The following is a 23,529-nucleotide window of genomic DNA, read 5'->3' as shown; positions in this document are numbered from 1 at the left end:
CGTCAGGTCTCAATGGCACGGGAAAGCGGCGCTGTGGCGGGTATCGTGGGCGGCGTTGTGCACCGCTTCGATGTGGGAGAAACCGGCGAAATAGACCAGCCCCGCGCCCAGGATCGAAGCCAGGATCGCGGCGCTCAGGCGTTGGCTCAGGGTGGTGGTGCTACTGGCGGTGCGGGCGGTGCTGCTGATGGTTGACATGGCGCTTCCCTCTGTTCTTGTTCAGTGGGTGATTCGAGCGCAATGAAACCCCAGGCGAAGGCTCGCCAGGAATCGAACAGCGCCCGCCCACCGCGGGTTGTTGGTGCATGAGTCATGGGCCGGTCTCCGGGCTCGCGAGGGGCGGGGCTTGCGCCTGGCCTGCAAGCGTCACCTTCCCATGTCCTGGGACACAGTGGTTCAGACGCTTCGCTCGCTTACCGTTGCGGGGGCAGCACCGGACTGACGTGGCCTTGGAGTAAAGCGCACGATTCACCGGTTTCCCGTTTCACCCTGTGAAGGGCACCCGTAACTAGGCGCACAGGAGAGCATGGGCGGGGCGGGGCCGTCAATGTACAAGGGCCGACGAGCGGGCTGTTGTGGCGAGGGAGCTTGCTCCCGCTCGGTTGCGCAGCGACCGTAAAGAGCCGGAGGGCGCTGCGCTGCCCAACGGGAGCAAGCTCCCTCGCCACAACAGCATCCTGCATCTTACTTGCGGAGATTGACCCGCCCCCACACCCTGCGTAGCCTTGCGCCTTCGAGGTTCTTCGGCACGTGCCGGAGCTAAGAAGGGAACGCGGTCCAAGCCGCGGCTGCCCCCGCAACTGTGAACGGTGCTGTTTCTGCAAGGCCACTGTGCATGCCCTTATTAAACGGGCGCACGGGAAGGCGCAGCAATTGCCAGTCGAAAGATTGGCCCGCCGTCAGCCAGGAGACCTGCCTCGACACAGATTCTCACTACAACCGGGCGGGGTGATCCGGTGGCGAAATCTTCCGCGCGCGCCTGTGCCAGCGGTTGTCGTCCCGTTTGCCCGCCACCTTGCCAAAGGGCATCCGATGAAAACACTGGCCAAACTCCCCGTCACCATCGTCACCGGTTTCCTCGGTTCGGGTAAAACCACCTTGTTGCGGCACATGCTCGACAACGCCCAGGGCCGGCGCATCGCCGTGATCGTCAACGAGTTCGGCGAACTGGGCATCGACGGCGAGATCCTCAAGCAGTGCTCCATCGGCTGTACCGAAGAAGAAGCCAACGGCCGCGTCTATGAACTGGCCAACGGCTGCCTGTGCTGCACGGTGCAGGAAGAATTCTTCCCGGTGATGCGCGAACTGGTGGCCCGGCGTGGCGACCTCGACCATATCCTCATCGAAACCTCCGGCCTGGCCCTGCCCAAGCCGCTGGTCCAGGCCTTCCAATGGCCGGAAATCCGCAGTGCCTGCACCGTCGACGCAGTGATCACCGTGGTCGACAGTCCGGCCGTGGCCGCGGGCACCTTTGCCGCGTTCCCCGACCAGGTCGATGCCATGCGCAAACTCGATCCGAACCTGGACCACGAATCGCCGCTGCACGAACTGTTCGCCGACCAGCTGGCCAGCGCCGACCTGGTGATCCTCAACAAGGCTGACCTGATCAGCCCCGAAGACCTGGCCAAAGTTCGCCTGGAAGTCGCCGAAGAGCTACCGCCGGCGGTCAAGGTCATCGAAGCCAGCAGCGGTCGCCTGCCGCTGGACGTACTGATTGGCCTGGGCGCCGGTTCCGAAGAACACATCGACGGCCGCCACAGCCATCACGATCACCACCATGACGGCGACGATGACGACCACGATCATGACGCCTTCGATTCTATCTCCATCGAGCTGCCCCAGGCCGACGAAAGCCTGTTGCTCGACGCGCTGACGCAACTGGTGGTCCAGCACGGCGTACTGCGGGTCAAGGGTTTCGCGGCGATTCCGAACAAGCCGATGCGCCTTTTGATCCAGGGCGTCGGGACGCGTTTCGACAAGCATTTCGACCGCCAATGGGGCGCTGAGGAAGCGCGGGTCACCCGCCTGGTGCTGATCGGCCAGGCGCTCGACGCCGCGCTGCTCGAAGCGCAGTTGCGCGCCGCCCTCGGCGCCTAAGCCATGCACCTGCTCAGGACCCAGCCCGGCGGTTTCGTGTCGGATGACAACATTGCCGACCTGGGGCAAACCCCCGCCGAGCTGGTGATCCTGTGCAGCGGCGATTCCAGCCTGGCGCTGCTGGCCGAAGCGGCAAAGCAGTTGCCGGGCGATTATCCGCAGTTTCGCCTCGCCAACCCGATGCAGGTGCAGAACCACGCCTCGGTGGACCTGTACTTCGAAGACGTGTTGCGCCACGCCAAGGTCATCCTGTTGTCGCTGCACGGCGGCATCGGCTATTGGCGCTACGGCATCGAGCGCCTGATAGAACTGGCCGGGCGCGGGGTGAAGCTGATCCTGGTGCCGGGGGATGATCGTCCGGACCCGGAACTCAGCGACCTGAGCAACGTGCCCTTCGAGGACCGCGATCGGCTCTGGCAGTTCTTGCGCCAGGGCGGGCTGGGCAATGCCCTGGACCTGTTTCACAACCTCGGCAGTCAATGGTTCGGCCGCGATTATCCGTGGGCCGAACCGCAAGTGCTGCCACGCACGGCCATCTATCACCCGGCGAAAACCAGCGCCAGCCTCGACGATTGGCAAGCCGACTGGCAGGCCGGACAACCGGTGGCGGCGGTGCTGTTTTATCGCTCCCACTTGCAAGCGGCGAACACCGCGTTCATCGACGTGTTTTGTCAGCGCCTGCAAGCGGCGGGGCTCAATCCGTTGCCGATTGCCGTGGCGAGCCTCAAGGAGCCCGGTTGCCTGGCGCTGGTCGAAGACTGGCTGGACGCGGTGGAGGCCGGGGTGATCCTCAATACCACCGGCTTCGCCCAATCCAGCCCGGAAGCGCCGCACCTGCGACCGTTCCGTCGCAACATTGCGGTGATCCAGGCGATCTGCGCCCAGGACAACGAACCGGGCTGGCGTGCCAGCGAGCAGGGCCTGGGCCCGCGAGACCTGGCGATGCACATTGCCTTGCCGGAGCTGGACGGGCGGATCATCAGTCGCCCGATCAGTTTCAAGGACCTGGCCTGGCGCAGTGAGCGCAGCCAGAGCGACGTGGTCTGTTATCGGGCTGTGCCCGAACGCATGGATTTTGTCGCCGAGCTGGCGCGGCGCTGGACAACATTGGCGCGTTTGCCCAATGCAGAAAAACGTGTGGCGTTGATCCTCGCCAACTACCCGACCCGGGATGGGCGCATCGGCAATGGCGTCGGCCTGGACACCCCGGCAGCGGCGTTGAATATCCTGCGGGCCATGCAGGCCGAGGGGTATCCGCTGCCGCCTGATTTGCCTGGGAGCGGTACCGCGTTGATCCAGCAGTTGCTCGGTGGTGTCAGCAACGACCTGGACAGCCTCGACCTGCGGCCATGTCACCAGAGCCTGGCCCTCGATGCCTATCAGGCCATGTTCGACGCGCTGCCCGAGGCCAATCGCCAAGCGGTGCTGGAACGCTGGGGCGCGCCCGAGAACGATCCGATGTTCCGTGACGGTCGCCTGATGGTCGCCGGCCTGCGCCTGGGCCTGACGTTCGTCGGCATCCAGCCGGCCCGGGGTTATCAGGTCGATCCGAGTGCGGTGTACCACGACCCGGACCTGGTGCCGCCCCACGGTTACCTGGCGTTTTATTTCTGGTTGCGCCACACCTACGGCGTCCACGGGGTGATCCACGTCGGCAAGCACGGCAACCTTGAATGGCTGCCGGGCAAGGGCGTCGGGCTCTCGGAGAGTTGCTGGCCGGACGCGCTGCTGGGGCCGCTACCGAACATCTATCCGTTCATCGTCAACGACCCGGGTGAGGGGGCCCAGGCCAAGCGTCGCACCCAAGCGGTGATCATCGACCATTTGATGCCGCCGCTGACCCGGGCCGAAACCTACGGGCCGCTGCGCAACCTCGAGCTGCTGGCCGACGAATACTACGAGGCGCAATTGCTCGATCCGCGCCGTGCCCGGGAGCTGCAACGGGACATCCTCAACCTGGTGCGCGAGACGCACATCGACCGCGAGCTGCAACTTGACGCGGCCCTCGACAGTGACGCCGACGCCGCGATCTGGCTGCCACGCCTGGACACTTACCTGTGCGACTTGAAGGAGTCGCAGATCCGCGACGGCCTGCATATTTTTGGCGAGTCGCCCAGCGGACGGCTGCGCATCGACACCTTGCTGGCGTTGCTGCGCATTCCCCGGGGCGACGGCAAGGGCGCGCAGTCGAGTTTGTTGCGGGCGCTGGCCACGGCGTTCGGGCTGGGTTTCGATCCGCTGGATTGTGCCTTGGCCGAGCCCTGGGCCGGCGAGTGTCCCGAGGCGTTGCGCCGGGTCAGCGCCGAGCCTTGGCGCACCGCCGGCGATACGCGCGAGCGCCTGGAATTGTTCGCCGCGCAGTTGATCGAGCAAGCACTGGACGGTGGGGTCGAGCAGCTCAATGCGCCGGGCTGGGAGACGGTGGCCAGCATCATCGAAAACCTGCGCTCCGTCGTGGCCCCGCGCCTGGACGCCTGCGGTCCGGCGGAAATCCGTGGCCTGCTCGATGCCTTGAACGGGCGCTTCGTGCCCGCCGGCCCCAGCGGTGCGCCGAGTCGCGGGCGTCTGGACGTACTGCCCACCGGACGCAATTTCTTCTCGGTGGACGTGCGCAACCTGCCGACCACCACGGCGTGGCGCATCGGTTTCCAATCAGCGAACCTGATCCTTGAACGGCACCTGCAGGACCATGGCGATCACCTGCGCCAGCTCGGCCTGTCGGTGTGGGGCACCGCCACCATGCGCACCGGTGGCGATGATATTGCCCAGGCCATGGCGCTGATGGGCGTGCGTCCGGTGTGGGCCACGGGTAGCCAGCGGGTCGATGATTTCGAGATCCTGCCGTTGAGTCTGTTGGATCGACCACGGGTCGATGTCACGCTGCGGGTCTCCGGGTTCTTCCGCGATGCTTTTGCCAACCTGATCCGCTTATTCGATGCGGCGGTGCAGGCCGTCGCCGCGCTGGATGAACCGGACGACATGAACCCTCTGGCGGCCAAGGTCCGTGGTGAACGCGAAGCCTTGTTGGCGTCGGGCCTGGAGCCGGAAGCGGCGGCGCGCCAGGCCGGCTGGCGGATCTTCGGCGCCAAGCCTGGGGCCTATGGCGCGGGCGTGCAGGGCGCGATCGACGGTCGCTTGTGGCAGAGCCGTGAGGATTTGGCCGAGGTGTACCTGAACTGGGGCGGTTACGCCTACGGCGCCAGCGATGAAGGCACCGCCGCCCGGGAGCCGTTCTCTCGGCGTCTGAGCCAGGTGCAAGCGGTGTTGCAGAACCAGGACAACCGCGAGCATGACCTGCTCGATTCCAATGATTACTACCAGTTCCAGGGTGGCATGCTGGCGGCGGTGGAGACTCTCGGTGGAGTCGCGGCGGCCAGTTACCATGGCGATCACAGCCAGCCAGACTTGCCCAAGATCCGCACCCTGAAGGAAGAGCTCAACCGTGTCATCCGTTCCCGCGCAGCGAATCCGAAGTGGATCGATGGCGTGAAGCGTCACGGCTATAAAGGCGCGTTCGAACTGGCGGCGACGGTGGACAACCTGTTCGCCTTCGACGCCACCACCCGGTTGATCGACGATCACCAGTACGCCTTGCTGGCCGATGCCTACCTGCTCGACCCGGACACCCGGGATTTCGTCCGCCAGCACAACCCCGACGCCCTGCGGGACATGACCGAGCGAATGCTCGAAGCGCAGCAGCGGGGGATGTGGCAGGCGCCGGGGGAGTACCGCGAGGCGTTGGAGAATTTGTTGTTGGACATTGAGGAGGATGGCTGAAATGAGGACAACAGGCGCGCACTTGTGGCGAGGGAGCTTGCTCCCGCTCGGCTGCGCAGCAGTCGTCGTTCTGGAAGGGCACTGGGACCTCAGGTTCTGGGGGCCGCTTCGCGCCCCAGCGGGAGCAAGCTCCCTCGCCACAGGGGAACCTCGCACATTCATGAGACCTTCAGCATGACTCACACTCCCCATTTTCCGCTCTCCGCCGTGGTCGGCGCCGATGACCTGAAACTGGCCCTGTGCCTGGCCGCGATCGATCCGAAAATCGGCGGCGTGCTAATTGAAGGCCCGCGGGGCATGGCCAAGTCCACCTTGGCCCGGGGCCTGGCGGACTTGCTGGCCAGCGGTCAGTTCGTCACCTTGCCCCTCGGTGCTACCGAAGAGCGGCTGGTGGGCACCCTGGACCTGGACGCAGCGCTGGGGGAGGGTCGCGCGCAGTTTTCTCCCGGCGTGTTGGCCAAGGCCGACGGTGGCGTGCTGTACGTCGATGAAGTGAACCTGCTGCCCGATCATCTGGTGGACCTGCTGTTGGACGTGGCCGCCAGCGGCACCAACCTGATCGAGCGCGACGGCATTTCCCATCGGCATCCGGCGCGCTTTGTGCTGATCGGCACCATGAACCCGGAAGAAGGCGAGCTGCGCCCGCAGTTGCTCGACCGTTTCGGTTTGAACGTGGCCCTCGACGGTCACACCGCGCCGACTGAGCGCGGGCAGATCATTCGCCGGCGGTTGGATTTCGACAGTGATCCGGCGGCGTTCTGCGCGCAGTGGGAGAGCGCCCAACAGCAGTTGCGTGAACGCTGCCAGCAGGCGCGCAACCGGTTGGCCGGGATCGCGCTGGATGATGCCGCACTGGCGCAGATCACCGAGCGCTGTTTTGCCGCCGGGGTCGATGGCTTGCGCGCCGACCTGGTTTGGCTGCGGGCGGCCCGGGCCCATGCCGCGTGGCGTGGGGCGGATGCCATCGCGGATGGCGACATCGATGCGGTCGCCGAGTTTGCCTTGCGGCACCGGCGGCATCGGCGGCGCGGGCATTCGGCGCCGGCACCGTCCCAGGCGCCGACCGGCGCGGAAAAAACTGCTGAACCCAACGAAGGCCAGGGCCAGTGGGGTGATCTGCCGGCCCGGGCATTGCCGACCGGTGCCCGGCGTGACGTGCCGAGCTGGCCAAAAAAGCCCTAGGCATTCGCCCTCGTTCAACGGCGGGGGCGAATGCCAGACCCCGTGCAGGACAGTTGGAGCAAGGACGCCAGGGCCGCAGCAAAGCCGCGGCCAGCGGTGCGGTGAACTGGCCGGGGACGTTGCTCAATGGCCGACCGCGCCTGCGTGAGGACCTGCGCTGGCACGGTCGTCATCGGTCGCCCCATGAGCTGTGGCTGGTCATCGTCGATGCCTCGGCCTCGACCCGGCGGCATCGCGCCTTGAGTGATGGCAAGGGCCTGCTGGCGCAGCTGTTCGACGACGCCTACCGACAACGCGCGCGCTTGGCGCTGTTGACGGCCAGCGGCACGCTCCCCAATTGGCAGGTGCAAGGGCTCAGGGCCTCGGCGGGCCTGCGCGCCTGGCTCGATGGGTTGGGTGCCGGTGGCGGAACGCCGTTGCTGGCGGCGCTGAACGAGGCCGGGCGCTGGCTGGTGGCGCGCCGCAAGCGCTACCCGGCGGAGCAGCAACGGGTGTTGGTGATGACCGACGGACGAGTCAAGGAGGGGCTTTCACCGCCGCTTCTCGATTGCCCATGCCTGTTGATCGACATCGAGAGAGGCCCGATCCGCCTGGGTCGGGCCCGGCAGTTGGCGGGACAGTTGCAGGCTGAGTATTGGCATATTGATGCAGAGTCACCTGGCTGAGATAAGCATTGATTGCTGCACTATGCTCAGGCAGCCCCTCACAGGAGTGAACCATGCGCGTACTCGTCACCAACGCCCAGGACGATTTTCGGGTCAAGGCCTATGCCGGCACCAACGGCGTGCTGCTCGCCATGGACCTGGCCGAACCCCGGCGCAAGGGCTTGCTGGGCTTTGCCATCGAGAAGCAGCAGGGCGACAAGCCCTGGCTGTTCCTGTTCAACAGCCTGACCTTCCCCGACAAGGCCCACACCTTTCCCCAGTTCCACGCCACCCCCAGCGACAAGGCGCCGTTGCAGAAATTTCGCTGGGCCGACTACGCCGTCAACCCCGGTGTGACGATCCACTACCGTGTGCACCTGGCCTATGGCAGCCCCGACGCGCCACAGCTGGGGGAATCCCTGGCCGTCACGGTCACCAGCGACGACGGTCAGCCAATCAACCAGCGAGTGATCTTCAATCGGGCCGTGGCCGCCAGCCAGGCGTTCCAGCGCAAGTTTCCCGAAGTGGACGCTTTGATTAGCGCCAACAAAAACCTGTCCATCGATGACTGGCCCGATGCCCCGCGCCGTTGGTTGGAAAACGGCTTGCTGGGGCGCTTGACCGGCTTCATCGACCGGGCGCTGGATGCCCACTGGGCCCTGGATGTCGCCATCTATGAATACGAATTGCCGGTGATCGTCGACGCGGTCAACGCCGCTCACGCGCGCGGCGCACAAGTTCGCGTGCTTTACCACGCCGAGCCAGGCGACGACACCACGCTGCGCAACGAAGCCAACCTGGAAAAATTGCCGGCGGCCAACAAGCGTGGGCGGGTCACCCATAACATTTTCCACGACAAGTTCATTGTGTTGAGCAAGGTCGATGGCGGCGGTGCGTTACAACCGGAGGCGGTGTTGTGCGGCAGTACCAACTTCACCGCCAACGGCGTCTACCGCCAGGCCAATGTGGTTCATGTGCTGGACGATCCGCGGGTGAGCGACAGCTATCGCCAGGTGTTCGAGCAGATCTGGGCCGTACCGCAGGACGTCGGGACCACCCGTGAGTGGATCAATCAGAACAATCCCATGGTCCCGGAGGAACAGTTGTTCATCGGTTTTTCGCCACGCACGGGAGAGGGCGACCTGGACCGCTTCGTCGACATCATCAACGCGGCCAGAAAGGACCTGTTGTTCGTCACCGCATTCGTCTTGCCCGACCGGATTCTTGACGCCGTGCTCGGCCAACCCAATGACGACGTGCTGCGCTACGGCCTGCAAAACACCAAGAGCCGCATCACCGGCTTCCATGCCGACCGCACCGCCGAATTCGCCGCCACCGCACTGCTCAACACCGGCCTGGAAGGCTGGCTCAAGGAAAACATGAAAGGCCAGAAGGGCAACCTGCTGGTCCACACCAAGGCCATCGTCACCGACTTCACCAGCGACACGCCGACCATCATCAGCGGCAGCCACAACCTCAGCGCTGCCGCCAGCAGTGGCAACGACGAGAACTACCTGATCATTCAGGGCGACACCGACCTGGCCGACCGCTACGGATTGGAATTGCTGCGTTTCTATGAGCATTACCGCTTTCGCTACTTCGCGAAAAAACTCGCCCTCAAGCAGGTCAAGCCACTGGCGGTGGATGACAGCTGGAGTGATGACTATTACCGCGAGGGGGATTTGCGGATGTTGTCGAGGGTGAGGTTTTGCGGGCGCTGAGCAGTGGCAAGGGGTGTTTTAGAGTGCTATTTTGAGCGCTATTAAGAGTACTCAAGGACTCGTTTCATGACACATATCGTGCTTTCCCAAGTAGTCGCCAGCATTTCTGAACTCAAGAAAAACCCAATGGGCACCGTTGCTGCCGGTGGAGGATTATCTGTAGCGATCCTCAATCGTAATGAGCCCGCGTTCTATTGCGTCCCTGCCAGGGAATATGAAGCCATGATGGACCGGCTTGAGGACATGGAGTTGGCTGCTCTTTGCCGCGAGCGTGAAAACGATTCAACGATCAAGGTTTCTCTCGATGACCTATGAGTTGGAGCGTTTGTGGAATTCTTTCCAGTGCTAGCATAGAGCCATCTATCAGCCTGGAAGCTGCCATGAACCTCTGTCACGGAACGTCCGCTTTACTTCGCAACTGTGTCGCGATCCTGTTGTTGGTCCTGGGCACTTCGGCCCTTGCCGCCAATCAACCTTGTTCCGGGCGCAAGGGCGGGATCGCCGGGTGTGACGGAGATACCTTCCTCTGCAATGACGGCTCGATCAGCGCTTCGAAGAAGTCCTGTTCCGCTGTGCTGGGGCTTCGGAACGAGGCCCGGCCGCAGTCGTTGCTCAAGTCCGCCGACGGTTGCCAATGCGGCAGTGGCAATTACTGTGTCGGCCCCCGGGGCGGGGTCTATTGCCTCACACCTGGCGGCAGCAAGAGCTACAAGCGCAAATAGCCCAGGTACACCGCCGAACAATGGTGGGAGCAAGCTCGCTCCCACAGGGTATCCATTTACAACTCCAGCGTGGCTCCGTTTCGGTGCGCGGGTACCCGGTTTGGGGCCTTGTTACCCGTGCCTCGTAGCCAACGGTAGCAACACTCTTCGCATGCGGACGCTGCTGCCCGCAGGTCTGTTTTTCCCATCTCCCTGATTTCCCTGTCTTTCCATTTTTCTCACCCATCCGCTCCAAGCCTGTGGCACACTTCCTGCTGTCTATTCCGTTGTTACACACCATGTTCCGGTATAACGGAATAAACTCAATCTGGAGTGCTTGCCATGCAACGCCGACCTTCCTTGTTCAAAGCGTGTGTTTTTCTCTTCGCGGCCACGACGGCTGCACTGGGTGTCGCCCAGGCGGCCGACAGCAAGCTGGACAGCGTGCTGCAGCGGGGGAAATTGATCGTGGGCACGGGCAGTACCAATGCGCCGTGGCACTTCCAGGGAGCGGATGGCAAGTTGCAGGGCTTTGATATCGATATCGCGCGGATGGTCGCCAAGGGCCTGTTCAACGACCCGGAGAAGGTCGAGTTCGTGGTGCAGTCTTCCGATGCGCGCATCCCCAACCTGTTGACCGACAAGGTCGACATGAGCTGCCAGTTCATCACCGTCACCGCCAGCCGCGCCCAGCAAGTGGCGTTCACCCTGCCGTACTACCGCGAAGGCGTGGGCCTGCTGCTGCCGGCCAACAGCAAGTACAAGGAAATCGAAGACCTCAAGGCAGCGGGCGATGACGTCACCGTGGCGGTGCTGCAGAACGTCTACGCCGAGGAGTTGGTGCACCAGGCGCTGCCCAAGGCCAAGGTCGACCAGTACGACAGCGTCGACCTGATGTACCAGGCAGTGAACTCCGGCCGCGCCGATGCCGCCGCCACCGACCAGTCCTCGGTCAAATACCTGATGGTGCAGAACCCCGGCCGTTATCGCAGCCCGGCCTACGCCTGGAGCCCACAGACCTACGCCTGCGCGGTCAAGCGCGGCGATCAGGACTGGCTGAACTTCGTCAACACTACCTTGCATGAAGCCATGACCGGCGTGGAATTCCCCACCTATGCGGCGTCGTTCAAGCAGTGGTTCGGCGTCGAGCTGCCGTCGCCGGCAATCGGTTTCCCCGTTGAATTCAAATGACCCTGTGAGCCCGGGGCGCCCCTTGCGGGCGCTTCGTCGAAGGTACTGCCGACCATGAATTATCAGTTGAACTTTGCCGCCGTCTGGCGCGATTTCGACACCTTGCTGGCGGGGCTCGGCCTGGGGCTTTCCCTGGCGCTGGTGTCGATCGCCATCGGTTGCGTGATCGGCCTGGCCATGGCGTTCGCGCTGCTGAGCAAGCACCGGGTCCTGCGGGTGCTGGCGTCGGTGTATGTCACGGTGATCCGCAATACGCCGATCCTGGTGCTGATCCTGTTGATCTACTTCGCCTTGCCGAGCCTGGGCATCCGCCTGGACAAGCTGCCGTCGTTCGTCATCACCCTCTCGCTGTACGCCGGGGCCTACCTGACCGAAGTGTTTCGCGGCGGACTGTTGAGCATTCACAAGGGACAGCGTGAAGCGGGGCTGGCCATCGGCCTTGGCGAGTGGCAGGTGAAAGCCTACGTCACCGTGCCGGTGATGCTGCGCAACGTGTTGCCGGCCTTGTCGAACAACTTCATTTCGCTGTTCAAGGACACCTCCCTGGCGGCGGCGATTGCCGTGCCGGAGCTGACCTATTACGCCCGCAAGATCAACGTGGAGAGCTACCGGGTGATCGAAACCTGGCTGGTGACCACGGCCCTGTATGTCGCGGCCTGTTACCTCATTGCCATGGTGCTGCGGTATTTCGAACAGCGCCTGGCGATTCGCCGTTAGGAGTCTCCCATGTACGAATCACCCAGTTGGTTGCATGAGTTATGGGTCGCCCGGGACACCCTGTGGGCCGGTTTCCTGACCAGTGTGCAGTGTTCGCTGTTGGCGATTGTGTTGGGCACGCTGATCGGTCTGGTGGCCGGCCTGGTGCTGACCTATGGCCGGACCTGGATGCGCGCGCCGTTTCGCTTCTACGTCGACCTGATCCGCGGCACGCCTGTGTTCGTGCTGGTGCTGGCCTGCTTCTACATGGCCCCGGCCCTGGGCTGGCAGATCGGCGCGTTCCAGGCCGGCGTGCTGGGCTTGACGTTGTTTTGCGGCTCCCACGTGGCCGAGATCGTGCGCGGGGCCTTGCAGGCATTGCCCCGTGGGCAGATGGAGGCGAGCCAGGCCATCGGCCTGACGTTTTACCAGTCGCTGGGCTATGTGCTGTTGCCCCAGGCCTTGCGGCAAATCTTGCCGACCTGGGTCAATTCCTCCACCGAGATCGTCAAGGCCTCGACCCTGCTGTCGGTGATCGGCGTCGCCGAATTGCTGCTCAGCACCCAGCAGATCATCGCCCGGACCTTCATGACCCTGGAGTTTTACCTGTTCGCCGGGTTTCTCTTTTTCATTATCAATTACGCCATCGAATTGCTCGGACGGCACATTGAAAAGCGGGTGGCCTTGCCATGACTGATATTTCGACTCCTTCCAACACCCAACCGCTGTTGGACATTCGCGGCCTGCGCAAACAATACGGCCCGCTGGAAGTGCTCAAGGGCGTGGACCTGAGCATGCAGCGCGGCAACGTGGTCACGCTGATCGGTTCCAGCGGTTCGGGCAAGACCACGCTGCTGCGCTGCGTGAACATGCTCGAGGAATTCCAGGGCGGGCAGATCATGCTCGACGGCGAGTCCATCGGTTACGACGACATCGACGGCAAGCGTGTGCGCCATCCAGAAAAAGTCATCGCCCGGCATCGCGCCATGACCGGCATGGCCTTCCAGCAATTCAACCTGTTCCCGCATTTGACCGCGTTGCAGAACGTCACCCTGGGCCTGCTCAAGGTGAAAAAACTGCCCAAGGATGAAGCGGTGGCCCTGGCCGAGAAATGGCTGGAGCGGGTGGGCTTGTTGGAGCGGCGCGATCACTTTCCCGGCCAGTTGTCTGGCGGCCAGCAGCAGCGCGTGGCGATTGCCCGGGCGATTGCGATGAACCCCAGCCTGATGCTGTTCGACGAAGTCACGTCGGCCCTGGACCCGGAACTGGTCGGCGAGGTGCTGAACGTGATCAAGGGCCTGGCCGAAGACGGCATGACCATGCTGCTGGTGACCCACGAAATGCGCTTTGCCTTCGAGGTCTCCGACAAGATCGTGTTCATGAACCAGGGCCGCATCGAAGAGCAAGGGCCACCGAAGGAATTGTTCGAACGGCCACAGTCGCCACGCCTGGCGGAATTCCTCAAGAACACCCGTTTTTAATTTTATTCAGTAAGGAGAAACACCCATGAGCATTACGCGCTACGGCACCGGCAGCTCCGCAGGCGGCGGTCAGCCACGGCCATTCGCCCGCGCCGTGGAAGCCGATGGCTGGCTGCACGTGTCCGGCCAGGTGCCGGCGGTGAACGGCGAGATCATTGTCGGCGGGATCGTCGAGCAGACCCACCAGACCATGAAGAACCTGATCGCGATTCTCCAAGAGGCCGGTTACGACCTCAAGGACGTGGTGCGCTGCGGCGTGTGGTTGGATGACCCGCGGGATTTCTGGAGTTTCAACAAGGTGTTCAGCGAGTACTTCAGCCCGGAACACGCCCCGGCCCGGGCTTGTGTGCAGGCGAGCATGATGGTCGATTGCAAGGTCGAGATCGATTGTGTGGCCTACAAGAAAAAAGGGTGAACAGGATATTCTGGCGAATTCGCTTTTGTGGCGAAGGAGCTTGCTCCCGCTCGGCTGCGCAGCAGTCGCAAGAAATTGGGCCTGCTGCGCAGGCCAGCGGGAGCAAGCTCCCTCGCCACAATAAAGATACATGCGACTATGAGTGAAACTTCAGGAACCGAAGACATGACCGAAGACACCATCAAACGCCGGGCCCGGGGATTGGATAGGGCGTTCGATATCCTCGATTTCCTCAAGGAAATCGGCCAGCCGCTGCGCCCGAACGATATTGCCAGCGGCATTGGCAGCCCCAAGTCCACGGTCTATGAACTGGTGGCGTCGCTGCTGGAACGCCGCATCCTCGAGCCGGTGGGCAAGGACGGCCATGTCTACCTGGGCCGCCAGTTGTACTTTCTCGGGCAGGCACACCTGCGCCATTTCGACCTGAGCCGCGAGGCTGACCAGGCCTTGCAGGAGATCGTGCGCCAGACCCGGGAAACGGCGCAGATGTGCCTGCTCAACGGGCGCAAATACACCGTCGCGCTGATGAAGGAAGGCGAGCGGCATTTTCGCATTTCATCGGACATCGGGGAAAACGCGCCAATCCCGTGGACGGCGTCCGGGCGTCTGCTGCTGGCGCATTTGAGTGACCAGCAGATCGTCGACCTGATCGACCCTGACGATTTCATTTTGCCGGACGGCGATCGCCTGCCCCTGGAGCAATTCCTCAAGGAAATCCGCCAGGCCGGCATCGATGGGTTTTTCTCCTTCGACAGTGTCGCCGACACCTTCACCCACTGCTTTGCCGCACCGGTCAAAAACCCCGACGGCGTGGCCATCGCTACCCTGTGCATCGTCGCCCCACGGGCCGACGCCAAGAACAATTACGCCGACTACCGCCGGGTGCTGATCGAAAGCGCCAACAACCTGGCCCGGCGCATCAATGAATAGATAACCGCGGCTGCGAGCGGTCGCGTGCGAGGAGTACCAACATGTCTTCTGTCATTCCCAATGCTGGCGTAGAGAAGGGTGCGGCCACCGTCGGCGCTCATTTGCTCAAGGACGTCAGCCTGCCGGCACTGGTGTTGCACCGCGCGGCGCTGGAGCACAACATTCGCTGGATGCAAGCGTTCGTCACCGACAGCGGCGCCGAACTGGCCCCCCACGGCAAGACCAGCATGACCCCGGCGCTGTTTCGACGCCAGCTCGATGCCGGTGCCTGGGGCCTGACCCTCGCCACCGCCGTGCAGACCCGAGCCGCTTACGCCCATGGCGTGCGCCGGGTGTTGATGGCCAACCAATTGGTGGGCACGCCAAACATGGCGCTGATTGCCGATTTGCTGGCTGACCCGGCGTTCGAATTCCATTGCATGGTTGATCATCCGGACAACGTCGCGGACCTGGGGGCGTTCTTCGCCTCGCGCGGTATGAAGCTGAACGTGATGATCGAGTACGGCGTGGTCGGCGGTCGTTGTGGCTGCCGGACCGAAGCCGAGGTGTTGGCCCTGGCCGAGGCGATTGGCAGTCAACCGGCGTTGGCGTTGACCGGCATCGAAGGCTACGAAGGGGTGATCCACGGTGACCACTCCATCAGTGGCATTCGTGCGTTCGCAGCGTCCCTGGTGCGGTTGGCGGTGCAGTTGCAGGACAACGGCGCGTTCGCCATCGACAAACCGATCATCACCGCCTCGGGGTCGGCCTGGTATGACCTGATCGCCGAATCCTTCGAGGCCCAGAATGCCCATGGGCGTTTCCTCAGCGTGCTGCGTCCCGGCAGTTACGTGGCCCATGACCACGGCATCTACAAAGAAGCCCAGTGCTGCGTGCTGGAGCGGCGCAGCGATTTGCACGAAGGCCTGCGCCCGGCGCTGGAAGTCTGGGCCCATGTGCAATCGCTGCCGGAGCCGGGCTTCGCGGTGATCGCTCTGGGCAAGCGCGACGTGGCCTACGACGCCGGATTACCGGTGCCGCTCAAGCGCTACACGCCCGGATCGGATTCGGTGACGGGTGACGATGTCAGCGGTTGCAAGGTGACGGCGGTGATGGACCAGCATGCGTTCATGAATGTGGCGGCAGGGGTTGAGCTGCGTGTGGGCGACATCATTTCGTTTGGCACTTCACACCCGTGCCTGACGTTCGACAAGTGGCGGGTGGGATGCCTGGTGGATGAGCAATTGCGGGTGATCGAGAGCATGGAGACTTGTTTCTAAGGCTTGAGATCGAGTCGCGGCTATCGCGAGCAAGCCCGCTCCCACACTGGATTATTGTGAATACAGAATCTGTGATCTCCCTGTGGGGGGGCTTGCTCGCGATAGCGGCCTGCCAGACACCGCTGAATGATCAGGATCATCCATGAGCAACCCCAAACCCCGCATCGCCCTGATCGGCGAATGCATGATCGAACTGCAACAACGCGCCGATGGCAGCCTGCTGCAAAGCTTCGGCGGCGATACCCTGAACACCGCGGTGTACCTGGCCCGCGCCTTGGGCGACAGGGGCACGGTGGATTACGTCACGGCCCTGGGCGATGACAGTTTCAGCGATGCCATGTGTGAAAACTGGGCCGCCGAGAACATCGGGCTGCAACGGGTCCAGCGCTTGCCTGGACGCCTGCCGGGTTTGTATTGCATCCAGACTGACGCGGCGGGGGAGCGGCGATTCCTGTACTGGCGCAACGAGGCGGCGGTGCGCGATTGTTTTACCACCCCGGCCGCCGGGCCGATCCTGGCCGCGTTGCTGGATTACGAGGTGCTGTATTTCAGCGGCGTCACCCTGGCGGTGCTCGGCGAGCAGGGGCGTGGCAAACTCATCGAAACCCTGGTCGAAGCGCGTCGGCGCGGGGCGCTGGTGGTGTTCGACAATAACTTCCGGCCCCGGCTCTGGGCCTCGATCGAAGCGGCGCGGGTGGCGTATCGCAGCGTCTTGCCCTATGTGGAACTGGCGCTGCTGACCGTAGAGGACGAGCAGGCATTGTTCGGTCATGCCGACAGCGAAGCGGTGTTCGCCGCCTATGCGCAGCTTGGTACCCCCGAGGTGGTACTCAAGCGCGGTGCCGAGGCCTGCTTGATTCGTTGCGACGGCCAGTCCTATGAAGTTCCTGCCTTGCGGGTCGAGCGCGTTGTGGACACCACGGCGGCGGGGGACTCCTTCAGTGCTGCGTACCTGGCGAGTCGTTTGCTGGGCGGCAGCCCGGTGGAGGCGGCCGAGGCAGGGCACCTGTTGGCGAGCCGGGTGATCCAGGTGCCGGGGGCGTTGATGCCCAAGGACTGACGGCACAAAGGTTGGCTTTCCCTGTGGCGAGGGAGCTTGCTCCCGCTGGCCTGCGAAGCAGGCCCAATAAGCGATTGGCGGCTACTGCGCAGCCGGGCGGGAGCAAGCTCCCTCACCACAGGGACGGTGTTGGCAACACACCATCGTTTCAATCCCGGTAGAACACCTGCACGAGGTGATACCCGAACTTGCTCTTGATCGGCCCGTGCACCACCCGCAGCGGTTTCTTGAAAATCACCGCATCGATCACGCCGACCATCTGCCCCGGCCTTACCTCACCCAAATCGCCGCCGCGTTTGCCCGAAGGGCAGGTGGAGTATTTCTTGGCCAGCACATCGAAGGCTTCGCCCTTGGCGATGCGTTGCTTGAGCTGTTCGGCTTCTTCGGCGGTTTTCACCAGGATATGGCGGGCTTGGGCTTTCATTGCTGCGGTGACCTGAACGGTGCGACGGGGCGGCGATTATGCCTCAAGTCAGTTGCCATGGTTGATCATCGTCCGGATCTTGTTGGCCAGCAGATCCAGGGTGAACGGCTTGGCGACCATGTCCATGCCTTGTTCGAGGAACCCCTGGCGTTCGGCGGCTTTCTGCGCGTAACCGGTCATGAACAGCACTTTCAGCCCCGGGCGGTGCTGGCGGGCGATTTCCGCCAGTTGCCGGCCATTCATGCCCGGTAGCCCGACGTCGGTCACCAGCAGGTCGATGCGCTGGTCCGATTCCAGCATGGGCAGGGCCGTCATGGCGTCCCGTGCTTCCAGGGCGGTGTAGCCCAAGGCTTGCAACAGGTCGAGCACCAGCATGCGCACGGCGGGTTCATCCTCCACCAGCAACACGGTCTCCCCGGCGATGGCCGGCGGTACGACGACCGTCTCTGGCGTCTCGGGTGGTTGGGCCGACGAAGCGTGCAAGCGCGGCAGGTACAGCTGCACCCGCGTACCTTGGCCCGGCACACTGTCCAGGTTGAGGTGTCCACCCGACTGCTGGGCAAAGCCGTAGATCATCGACAAGCCCAGGCCGGTGCCTTGGCCGATAGGCTTGGTGGTGAAGAACGGATCGAAAGCCTTGGCCAGCACTGCGGGGGTCATGCCGCTGCCGTTGTCACTGACGGCGATCATCACGTAATCCCCGGCCTTGACCGGCTCCAGGGTGTTGATGTCCGTACCGTCGAGATAGACATTAGCGGTTTCGATGATCAATTCGCCGCCCTCGGGCATGGCATCGCGGGCGTTGATCACCAGGTTGAGCAGGGCGTTTTCCAACTGGCTGGCGTCGGTGTTGACCAGCCACAGCTCGCTGGCCAGTTGCAGCCGCAGCACGATGTGATCGCCGGTGGTACGGCTCAGCAGGTCTTCGAGCGAATGCACCAGGTCATTGGCGTCCAGCGGTTTGCGGTCCAGGGACTGGCGCCGGGAAAAAGCCAGCAGCCGATGGGTCAGGGCCGCCGCGCGGTTGGCCGAGGAAACCGCCGCTTCGGTGAAGCGCCCGATCTCGGCGGCGCGGCCGGCGGCGATGTAGCGTTGCATCAGGTCGAGGCTGCCGAGGATGCCGGTGAGCATGTTGTTGAAGTCATGGGCAATGCCGCCCGTGAGCTGGCCGACGGCTTCCATTTTCTGCGCATGGCGCAAGGCTTCTTCGGCGCGCTCGCGTTCGAACATCTCGCTTTGCAGACGGTGATTGGCTTCGGCTAGTTGCTGGGTACGGGCGATGACGCGTTCTTCCAGTGTTTCGTTGAGGTTGCGCAGGGCCTCCTCGGTTTTTCGGCTCTCGGTTTCGTCGATCACGAAGATGTAGAAACCGTTCACCGCACCGTCCGCGCCATGGCGAGGCAGGTAGTTGATCAGCGAATGGCGCGGGCGCCCGTCGCGATGGTCCATCTGCACGGTGAAGCTGCACGGCTTGCCGGCCAGGGCATCGGCGATCTGCTGGGCGCGGGCGGCATAGGCCTCTTCGCCGAGCACTTCACGGATGGTCTTGCCGTAGAGCTCCTGCGGGGTCAGGCCGTACCAGTCCAGGTAAGCGCTATTGTTCAGACGGAAACGCTCTTCGCGGTCCACGTAACTGATGAGGATCGGCATGGCGTTGATGATCAGCTGCAGCTCGGTCTGGCTCTGGCGCAGGGCTTGTTCGGTGCGCTTGCGTTCGGTCAGGTCCAGCGCCGCGCCAAGAAAACGCTTGGGTCGGCCGTGGCGATCCTTGTAGCAACGCCCACGCACGTACACCCAGCGCAACTCATCGTCGGGCTGCAGCAGTCGGTACTCCTCGGCGTATTCGGTGCCATGGGTGATGCAGTGCTTGATGCTGCGGGCAACCATCGCCCGGTCCTCGGGGTGCACGCCTTCGAGGTAGGCACTGATAGGCAACTGGCGTGACAGGCTGGGGTCGACGCCATGCAACAGGGCGAAGTGTGCATCGGCAATAAAGCGGTCTTCGCTGATGTCCCAATCCCAGGTGCCCAGCGCATCGGCGGCGGCCAGGGCCAATTGCAGGCGTTCTTCGCTTTCGTGCTGGGCCTTGAGGCTGGCCTCGGAGCGGCGTTCGAACTCCATGGCCAGGCGGCGGCGTTCGCTGGTCTCGATGGCGGTGACCAGGATGCCGGCGACGCTGTTGCTTTCGTCACGCACCGGGCTGTAGGTCAGGTCCAGCCAGACATCACAGAGACGGCCGGCGAAGGGTACGCGCCATTGCTGGTCGCGGCAGGAGTGTGTCTGGCCTTGCAACACCCGGTGATAAATCCCTTCGGTCGAGCTCTTGAGTTCGGGCCATGCTGTATGGGTCGGTTGGCCGAATGCCCGGGGGTGCTTGTCACCGGCCAGTCGGCCGAAGGCGTCGTTGTAGAGATGGGACAGCTGCGGTCCCCACAGCAGGGCCATCGCCATGGGCGAATGGAGCATGATGTCCACGGCGGTGCGCAGGCTCTGGGGCCAGTTCTGGGCAGCGCCCAGCGGGGTCAGGGCCCAGTCCACCTGGCTGATCAGGCGCTGTATATCGCTGCCGGCGGGTGTCGCGTGCATCAGGCGACCCCTGGCTGTCGTGTCTGTACCACGGCGTCTACTATCCTTTGAGGAACGTAAGTGCAGGTGGGTCTGAAGAGGTTCATGTTCGGCTCAGCTTGTTTCATTGGTGTCTCGCGGAAGTTTCAGTCCATGGAAATCGATCCGTTGTTGCGAATCCTGGCGAGCCAGAATGGTTCCGACCTTTACATGTCCACGGGGGCGCCGCCGTGCGCGCGTTTCGAGGGGGTGCTCAAACCCTTGGGTAACGAGGCGTTCAAGGTCGGCGACATTGCCAGGCTCGCCGGGTCTCTGATGGACGCCGAACAGCGCCTTGAGTTCGATCGGGAGTTGGAAATGAATCTGGCGATCTCCCTGGCCGGCGTCGGGCGGTTCCGGGTCAATATCTTCAAGCAGCGCAATGACGTGTCCATGGTGATTCGCAACGTCAAGCTGGACATCCCGCGCTTCGAAGACCTGAAACTGCCTCGAGTGCTTTTAGACACCATCATGCAGAAACAGGGGTTGATGCTGTTCGTCGGTGCGACAGGCTCGGGCAAGTCGACCTCCCTGGCGGCGCTGATCGATTACCGCAATCGCAACAGCAGCGGCCACATCATCACCATCGAGGACCCGGTGGAGTATATCCATCGGCACAAGAAATCCATCATCAATCAACGGGAAGTCGGTGTCGACACCCGCAGTTTTCATGCGGCCCTGAAAAACACGCTGCGTCAGGCGCCGGACGTGGTGCTGATCGGCGAAATCCGTGATCGGGAAACCATGGAGCATGCCTTGGCCTTCGCCGACACCGGGCACCTGGTGATTTCCACCTTGCATGCCCATAACGCCAACCAGGCCCTGGATCGGGTGATCAATTTCTTCCCGGAAGAGCGCCGGCCGCAGTTGTTGAACGACCTGGGTAACAACCTCAAGGCGTTCGTTTCCCAACGCCTGGTGCGCACCCGCACCGGCCAGCGGCGGGCGGCGGTGGAGGTCATGCTGGGTTCGCCGACGGTGGCCGACCTGATCCGGCGCAACGAGCTCGGCGAGCTCAAGGGCATCATGGAGAAGTCAGAGGAGCTGGGGATGCAAACCTTTGATCACGCGCTGTTCAACCTGGTGGTCGAAGGCGCCATCGATGAGGAAGAAGCGCTGAAAAATGCCGACTCGGCGAACAACCTGCGGTTGCGGTTGAAATTGCATACCGAGTCGGGCACGGTGCCACCGGTCGATCCGGCGGCGGGTGAGTGGGGGCTTATGGACTGATCGTGTCGGGGACCGCCCCTTGCCACAAAACTGCCTGTTGCGCTCAGTCGGCAAGCTCCGGCCGATCCCGAAACTGCTCCAACGCCTCGGGGTTGGCCAGGGCATCGGTGTTCTTCACCGCCTCGCCATGCACCACGTTGCGCACCGCCAACTCCACCACCTTGCCGCTGATGGTTCGTGGAATATCACTGACCGCGAGGATCTTCGCCGGCACATGACGCGGTGTGGTGTTGGCCCGGATGACCTGGCGGATCTGTTGCGCCAAGGCTTCATCCAGCGTCACGCCATCGCGCAGGCGCACGAACAGCACCACCCTGACATCGCCCTGCCATCGCTGGCCGATGGCGACGCAGTCCAGCACTTGCTCGACTTTTTCCACCTGCCGATAGATTTCCGCCGTGCCGATGCGCACGCCGCCTGGGTTGAGCACGGCATCGGAGCGGCCATGGATCAGGAAACCGCCCTGGGGCAGTTCTTCGGCGTAGTCGCCTTGGGCCCACACGCCGGGAAACTGGGCGAAGTAGGAGGCGCGAAGCTTTTCCTGCCGAGGGTCGTTCCACAAACCAATGGGCATCGCCGGGAAATGCCGGGTGCACACCAACTCACCTTTTTCACCGATGACCGGATTGCCGGCCTCGTTCCAGACCTGCACGGCCATGCCCAGGCTCTTGCCCTGCATTTCGCCCCGGCGCACCGGTGACAGCGGGTTGCCGTTGACGAAGCAGGACACAATGTCGGTGCCGCCGGACATCGAGGCCAGGCAGACATCGGCCTTGATGTCGCGGTACACATAATCGTAGCTATGGGGCGCCAGTGCCGAACCGGTGGAGAGCAGGGTTTGCAGGCTGTCCAAACGGTGCGTCTGGCGGGGCTTGAGGCCCTCGCTTTCCAAGGCGGCTAGGAACTTGGGGCTGGTGCCGAATACGCTGATGTGCTGTTGGTCGATCAGGTCCAGCAAGCGCTCGGGACCGGGGTGGAACGGCGAACCATCGTAGAGCACCACCGTGCTGCCCACGGCGAGGGCCGACACCAGCCAGTTCCACATCATCCAGCCGCAGGTGGTGTAGTAGAACAGCCGATCCTCGGGCCCGAGGTCGACGTGCAGGCCATGTTCCTTGACGTGTTGCAGCAGCACGCCCCCGGTGCCATGGACGATGCATTTCGGCACGCCGGTCGTGCCGCTGGAATACAGGATGTACAGCGGGTGGTCGAAGGGCACGCTGACGAACGCCGGTTCGCCACCGCTTTGATAAAACTCGTTCCACAACGCGACAGCGGCCGGGGTCTTGAAGTCCTCGACGCGGGCGTCAGGCAGGGCATAAGGCAGTACGATCAATTGCTGCAATGACGGCAAACGTTCAAGGATTTCGTTGACCTTGGTTCGCTGGTCGATGACCTTGCCCGCGTAGCGATAACCGGCGCAGGTGATCAGCACCTTGGGTTCGATCTGGCCGAACCGGTCGATGACCCCTTGGGTGCCGAAGTCCGGTGACGAGCACGACCAGATGGCCCCCAGGCTGGTGGTGGCGAGCATGCCGACCAGGGTCTGCCAGGTGTTGGGCATGCACGCGGCCACCCGGTCGCCCTGGCTGACGCCAGCGGCTTGCAGGCTTTTTTGCAGGCCAGCGACATGGGCGGCGAGTTCGGCCCAGGTCAGTCGTTCCTGGCTGCCGTTTTCGTCGAGCGCCACCACCGCGACGGCATCATCGCGGCGGCGTAGCAGGTGCTCGGCGAAGTTCAGGGTGGCGCCAGGGAACCACTGGGCGCTGGGCATTTGCGCACCCTCCACCAGTACCGCGTCGGGCGCTTGGTGAAAGCGAATCTCGAAAAAATCGACAATGGCCTGCCAGAAGGCTTCGCGCTGGTCGATGCTCCAGGCATGCAGGGCCGGGTAGTCGTGCAGTTGCTGGTGATGTCGCGCGTTGACGAACTGGCGAAAGGCGTTCATGCGCGACTGGGCGATGCGTTCGGGGCTGGGTTGCCAGAGGATGTCGGACATGGGGTGCCTCTTGTTTTTTCGGGCTTATAAACATTGCAGCACAAGGCGTTATTTATGGCGAGAACCGCTTCTGTGGCGAGGGAGCTTGCTCCCGCTCGGTTGCGTAGCGGCCGCCTAA

The 23,529-nt window shown here is 63.3% G+C and carries 20 protein-coding genes and 2 riboswitches; of the genes, 16 read left to right on the top strand and 4 right to left on the bottom strand.

Annotated elements, in window-relative coordinates; translation table 11 throughout:
- Positions 1–9: 9 nt before the first annotated feature.
- The gene (locus tag V7773_RS02735) at positions 10–198 is read right to left on the bottom strand and encodes a CbtB domain-containing protein (RefSeq protein ID WP_014338677.1); all 189 of its coding nucleotides are present in this window, start codon (positions 196–198) and stop codon (positions 10–12) included.
- Positions 199–298: 100 nt separating this feature from the next.
- Positions 299–521: riboswitch (cobalamin riboswitch) on the bottom strand.
- 198 nt (positions 522–719) lie between these two features.
- A riboswitch (cobalamin riboswitch) is annotated at positions 720–934 on the top strand.
- A 98-nt stretch (positions 935–1,032) separates the two neighbouring features.
- On the opposite strand from V7773_RS02735, the gene cobW reads away from it, so the two are divergent.
- The 15 genes from cobW (at position 1,033) to V7773_RS02660 (ending at position 17,154) form a co-directional block, all read left to right on the top strand.
- Complete coding sequence (cobW, locus tag V7773_RS02730) at positions 1,033–2,097, top strand: cobalamin biosynthesis protein CobW (protein ID WP_092145606.1); 1,065 nt, start codon at positions 1,033–1,035, stop codon at positions 2,095–2,097.
- A 3-nt stretch (positions 2,098–2,100) separates the two neighbouring features.
- Positions 2,101–5,874, top strand: a complete 3,774-nt coding sequence (gene cobN / locus V7773_RS02725; RefSeq protein ID WP_336072258.1) for a cobaltochelatase subunit CobN — start codon at positions 2,101–2,103, stop codon at positions 5,872–5,874.
- 174 nt (positions 5,875–6,048) lie between these two features.
- Positions 6,049–7,056: an ATP-binding protein gene (locus V7773_RS02720; protein WP_336072256.1), complete on the top strand. Its 1,008-nt coding sequence runs from the start codon at positions 6,049–6,051 to the stop codon at positions 7,054–7,056.
- A 53-nt stretch (positions 7,057–7,109) separates the two neighbouring features.
- Positions 7,110–7,721, top strand: a complete 612-nt coding sequence (locus tag V7773_RS02715; protein WP_336072254.1) for a vWA domain-containing protein — start codon at positions 7,110–7,112, stop codon at positions 7,719–7,721.
- 53 nt (positions 7,722–7,774) lie between these two features.
- Positions 7,775–9,421: a phospholipase D-like domain-containing protein gene (locus V7773_RS02710; RefSeq protein WP_336072252.1), complete on the top strand. Its 1,647-nt coding sequence runs from the start codon at positions 7,775–7,777 to the stop codon at positions 9,419–9,421.
- 66 nt (positions 9,422–9,487) lie between these two features.
- Positions 9,488–9,736 carry a type II toxin-antitoxin system Phd/YefM family antitoxin gene (locus V7773_RS02705; protein ID WP_336072250.1) on the top strand — a complete coding sequence of 83 codons (249 nt, stop codon included), beginning with the start codon at positions 9,488–9,490 and terminating at the stop codon, positions 9,734–9,736.
- A 65-nt stretch (positions 9,737–9,801) separates the two neighbouring features.
- Entirely contained in the window at positions 9,802–10,143 is a 342-nt protein-coding gene (locus tag V7773_RS02700; protein WP_336072248.1) for a hypothetical protein, read from the top strand.
- A 321-nt stretch (positions 10,144–10,464) separates the two neighbouring features.
- On the top strand, positions 10,465–11,313 hold the full coding sequence (locus V7773_RS02695; RefSeq protein WP_092223999.1) for a transporter substrate-binding domain-containing protein: 849 nt from the start codon (positions 10,465–10,467) through the stop codon (positions 11,311–11,313).
- A 54-nt stretch (positions 11,314–11,367) separates the two neighbouring features.
- Positions 11,368–12,030, top strand: a complete 663-nt coding sequence (locus V7773_RS02690; RefSeq protein WP_018608019.1) for an amino acid ABC transporter permease — start codon at positions 11,368–11,370, stop codon at positions 12,028–12,030.
- A gap of 9 nt (positions 12,031–12,039) precedes the next feature.
- Positions 12,040–12,702 carry an amino acid ABC transporter permease gene (locus V7773_RS02685; RefSeq protein WP_028236639.1) on the top strand — a complete coding sequence of 221 codons (663 nt, stop codon included), beginning with the start codon at positions 12,040–12,042 and terminating at the stop codon, positions 12,700–12,702.
- Positions 12,699–13,490: an amino acid ABC transporter ATP-binding protein gene (locus tag V7773_RS02680; protein ID WP_063321991.1), complete on the top strand. Its 792-nt coding sequence runs from the start codon at positions 12,699–12,701 to the stop codon at positions 13,488–13,490. Before V7773_RS02685 ends, V7773_RS02680 begins: the two co-directional genes overlap by 4 nt.
- 25 nt (positions 13,491–13,515) lie before the next feature.
- Positions 13,516–13,905, top strand: a complete 390-nt coding sequence (locus V7773_RS02675) for a RidA family protein (RefSeq protein ID WP_092145622.1) — start codon at positions 13,516–13,518, stop codon at positions 13,903–13,905.
- A gap of 165 nt (positions 13,906–14,070) precedes the next feature.
- Positions 14,071–14,835, top strand: coding sequence for an IclR family transcriptional regulator (locus V7773_RS02670; protein WP_063321989.1), 765 nt, complete (start codon positions 14,071–14,073; stop codon positions 14,833–14,835).
- A gap of 41 nt (positions 14,836–14,876) precedes the next feature.
- Positions 14,877–16,094 carry an amino acid deaminase gene (locus tag V7773_RS02665; RefSeq protein WP_336072240.1) on the top strand — a complete coding sequence of 406 codons (1,218 nt, stop codon included), beginning with the start codon at positions 14,877–14,879 and terminating at the stop codon, positions 16,092–16,094.
- A 142-nt stretch (positions 16,095–16,236) separates the two neighbouring features.
- Positions 16,237–17,154 (top strand): sugar kinase, encoded by a 918-nt coding sequence (locus V7773_RS02660; protein ID WP_336072238.1) that lies wholly within the window; start codon positions 16,237–16,239, stop codon positions 17,152–17,154.
- A 148-nt stretch (positions 17,155–17,302) separates the two neighbouring features.
- Here the strand turns inward: V7773_RS02660 and V7773_RS02655 are convergent, their stop codons facing one another.
- Positions 17,303–17,578 carry a peptidylprolyl isomerase gene (locus tag V7773_RS02655; protein WP_003182808.1) on the bottom strand — a complete coding sequence of 92 codons (276 nt, stop codon included), beginning with the start codon at positions 17,576–17,578 and terminating at the stop codon, positions 17,303–17,305.
- 48 nt (positions 17,579–17,626) lie between these two features.
- A complete protein-coding gene (locus V7773_RS02650; protein WP_336072235.1) occupies positions 17,627–20,164 on the bottom strand; it encodes a hybrid sensor histidine kinase/response regulator in 2,538 nt (845 codons plus the stop codon).
- Positions 20,165–20,296: 132 nt separating this feature from the next.
- Between V7773_RS02650 and V7773_RS02645 the strand changes: the two genes are divergently transcribed.
- A complete protein-coding gene (locus V7773_RS02645) occupies positions 20,297–21,412 on the top strand; it encodes a PilT/PilU family type 4a pilus ATPase (RefSeq protein WP_336072234.1) in 1,116 nt (371 codons plus the stop codon).
- Positions 21,413–21,455: 43 nt separating this feature from the next.
- Here the strand turns inward: V7773_RS02645 and V7773_RS02640 are convergent, their stop codons facing one another.
- Positions 21,456–23,411, bottom strand: a complete 1,956-nt coding sequence (locus V7773_RS02640) for an acetoacetate--CoA ligase (RefSeq protein WP_336072232.1) — start codon at positions 23,409–23,411, stop codon at positions 21,456–21,458.
- Positions 23,412–23,529: the final 118 nt, after the last annotated feature.

Origin of the sequence: Pseudomonas sp. 3JA (assembly GCF_036961705.1) — a bacterium.
GTDB lineage: Bacteria > Pseudomonadota > Gammaproteobacteria > Pseudomonadales > Pseudomonadaceae > Aquipseudomonas > Aquipseudomonas fluorescens_Q.
The sequence above is the reverse complement of the archived record's forward strand: the minus strand, read 5'-3'. Positions and strand labels throughout refer to the sequence as shown.